1 pseudogene is annotated in these 297 nt (G+C 67.7%); it reads right to left on the bottom strand.

Going from position 1 to position 297, the window contains the following annotated elements:
- Positions 1–297, bottom strand: a pseudogene (locus AX737_RS34770) (porin); the annotation flags it as partial.

The raw sequence follows: 297 nt of genomic DNA, 5'->3' as shown, positions 1-297 counted from the left end.
CGGCGACCAGATCAGGCTGCCGCCCACGTTGAAGGCGTAGGTGTCGCGCAGGATCTGGTTGAGGTTGTAGTAGCTCGAGCCGAAGGCGCCGATGTTGGTGATGCCGGCGATGCCGAGGCCGTTGTAGGAGGCCTGGGCGGCGCGGGCGCCGGGGGCGAAGGCGACCTCGCCGTAGGAGCCGAACAGGGCCGAGCGGAGCGTCGGGTTCCAGTAGTGCAGCAGCGAGGCGACGACCGAGAAGGTCTGCGTCAGCTCGAGGCGGTTGCTGAGCGGGTTCAGCACCGCATCCGAGAAGAA

It is taken from the genome of Methylobacterium sp. CCH5-D2, from assembly GCF_001556475.1.
Taxonomy (GTDB): Bacteria; Pseudomonadota; Alphaproteobacteria; order Rhizobiales; family Beijerinckiaceae; genus Methylobacterium; species Methylobacterium hispanicum.
The sequence above is the reverse complement of the archived record's forward strand: the minus strand, read 5'-3'. Positions and strand labels throughout refer to the sequence as shown.